At 69.5% G+C, this 2,548-nt stretch carries 2 protein-coding genes and 1 pseudogene; all 3 read right to left on the reverse strand.

Annotation, left to right across the window (positions count from 1 at the left end; translation table 11 throughout):
• Window positions 1-327: 327 nt before the first annotated feature.
• A pseudogene (locus tag OXN85_05410) lies at window positions 328-528 on the reverse strand (AlpA family transcriptional regulator).
• 48 nt (window positions 529-576) lie between these two features.
• A complete protein-coding gene (locus OXN85_05415; protein ID MCY3599388.1) occupies window positions 577-831 on the reverse strand; it encodes a hypothetical protein in 255 nt (84 codons plus the stop codon).
• Window positions 832-1,292: 461 nt separating this feature from the next.
• The gene (locus tag OXN85_05420) at window positions 1,293-2,453 is read right to left on the reverse strand and encodes a tyrosine-type recombinase/integrase (protein ID MCY3599389.1); all 1,161 of its coding nucleotides are present in this window, start codon (window positions 2,451-2,453) and stop codon (window positions 1,293-1,295) included.
• Between the last annotated feature and the right edge of the window lie 95 nt (window positions 2,454-2,548).

The following is a 2,548-nucleotide window of genomic DNA, read 5'->3' on the forward strand; positions in this document are numbered from 1 at the left end:
CATCACGGTGCGATGCCCCTCAGCCATGAGCGCACCGGCGACGGGGTTCGGGGGCCTCGCCCCCGCGCGTCCGCCGCTCGTACAGCGGCGCGACAGTCCGGGGGTCTAAGGGGGCCGGAGAGCCCCCTTGCCAGCCCGCCGTGTTCAACACGGCGTGTGCTGGCTGCCCGACCAAAGACGCGCCCGACAAGCTGTTCCCCGGCCGCTGCGAAGCGCGCCGCATCACCGCACCGGGCGGGCTTCAGCCGCCCGCCAACCGGCCTCGATCCGGTGCGCGGCCTCGACGCGCTCACCGGCCCGGTCGCCGTCGAACCGACTCTCGGCGATCCGCTCGGCGACCCACTCCTCGATCTCGGCCTCGATCCATCCCACGGCGCGCCCGCCCAGGGCGACCGGCCGGGGGAAGCACCCCGCGGCCAACCGGACATAGATCGTGCTCCGCGACAGGCCCGTGCGCGCCATCACCTCGGGCAGCCGCAGGAAGCGGGTCGGAGGGTTCGTTCTCTCGTTCCTCGGGTTCTCGGCCATCGTCCTGCTCCTCCTCGTTGTGCTCCGCGTTCTCGTCGGTTTCCGGTGTCACGGGCGTCGAGGGGGATCGCGTCCACCGCCCGATGCTCCGTCATGCTCGGCGATGAATGCGAGAATCCGGTCCGCCGTCCTGAGCGACGGCGAGCGGCCACGGCCGATCTGGCGCATGAGGCTCGGGTCGCCCAGCGCCTTCATGCCGAACGCCGTCGGGCTCACGCCCGAGTCCCCGAGAAACGCGCTCACCCGCGAAATGAACTGTCCTTCCAGCGTCTCCATGCCCGAACGCTGAACGAACGTCCGCAAGCTCGTCAACCCCTGGCGAATTAGCTAAGTGCTTATGACGTATCATGTTGTGTCATAGCGTGTCAGAGCCCCGGACGAGCTCCGCCAGCGGCGCGGCGGGACGCCCCCGTGGCGAACCGAAGGGTGATCGTCCAGAGGCGTGGAATCCGGCCCAGCGAGACCCGGTTCGACTGGGCTTGCTGTCGCAATCTGGATCCTGCAACTCACCGAGGCGTGGTCAGTAAGTCGGACGCCGGACTCGGCGATCCACGACCGGGTGCTCGACCGGAATCCGTACAGCGTCGAGGTCAACGCTGACGATTTGGAGCGCTTGGGCCGCATTTTGGCCCTACCCGTACCCCTCGGGGACCCGAGATCGTCGATCTGAGGCGCTCCTGCGGCCCGTAGATTTCCCGAAATGTGCACGAAACGTGCGGAAACGGCCCCTGAGGCCGTGGAAGAAGCGGCGGCAGGTCGGCGGCCTATTCCCGCGTGACGTAGCTACTCCACGCCTGCATGACCTCGGCACGGCGCGCCAGCAAGTCGGAGCGCTGATACGCTTGGACGACTCGGCTCTTGGGAACGTGGGCGAGGCAGGCCTCCGCGACCTCGGCCGGGACGCCCGTCTCGGCCATCCACGACCGCGCGCTCGACCGGAAGCCGTGAAGCGTCGAGTCCACCCCGGCGATCTGGAGCAACCGCGACACCGTCTTCGGCGCAAGCGTTCTGCCGGTCCGCGACGGGAACACCAGCGGCGACTTTTCCGACCATGCGCGCGCCTCTCTCAGCACGTCCAGTGCGCCCGTGCTGAGCGGAACGGCGAACTCACGGCCCGCCTTCATCCTCTCGGCCGGAATCGTCCACCTCGCCGCGTCCATGTCGATCTCATCCCAAAGCGCGCCCCGAGCCTCGCCCGGACGCACGGCGGTGAGGACGATCAGTTCAGCGCACAGCGCAGCCGGACTCCCGCCCCCCACCCGGCGGATGGACCGGAGCGCCGCCGCGATCTCGCCATGCGGCAGGGCGCGGTGATGGCCCGCCGTGCCGCCGTTCGGCTTCGGCAGGGCCGCCACGGCCCTGTCCACCGGGTTGTCCCGGCGGTAGTTGCGCCCGATGCTCCACCGGAACACGGCGGTGATCCGGTGCTTGGCCTTCCGCGCGGCGGTGGGCATCGAGTTCCAGATCGGGCCAAGGCACGCCAGCACGTCCGCGCTCGTGATCCGGTCCACCCGCTTGTCGAGGAGCGGGGCGGCGTGAAGACGGAAAGTGGACTCCCACTGCTGGGGCAGCGGGCTCCCGGCCTTCCACGAATCGCGGTGAAGCTCGATGGTCCGCCGCGCGGCCTCGGCGAACGTCGGGACGCCGCGCCCGCGCGGGTCTTGGCCCCTGCGGACCCTCCGGCTGTTGTCCAGCGCCTTTTCCCGGGCATCGGCGAGTGTGACCTCGGGGTACGGCCCGAGGCCGATCGAGGTGAGCCGCCCGTCGATCCTGACGCGCTGCCGCCATGTCTTGGTGATCCTCCCGTTGGCCGTCCGGTACACCCGGAGGCTCAGCCCTCGCCCGCCTCGTCCGTCGCCGTAGACGCCGGGCCGGTTGACCGTCCGAACGAAGGCGGCGGTGAGCGTCCTGGGTCGCTTCGTCATGCGGTTCCTTCCGTGGCAGTGTATCACATTCCAAATCACTCTACAAGGAAGAATACACGGGACGTCAGCGGACGGCAAGGGACGATGCAACCCGG

The organism is Candidatus Palauibacter australiensis (genome assembly GCA_026705295.1).
GTDB classification, from domain to species: domain Bacteria; phylum Gemmatimonadota; class Gemmatimonadetes; order Palauibacterales; family Palauibacteraceae; genus Palauibacter; species Palauibacter australiensis.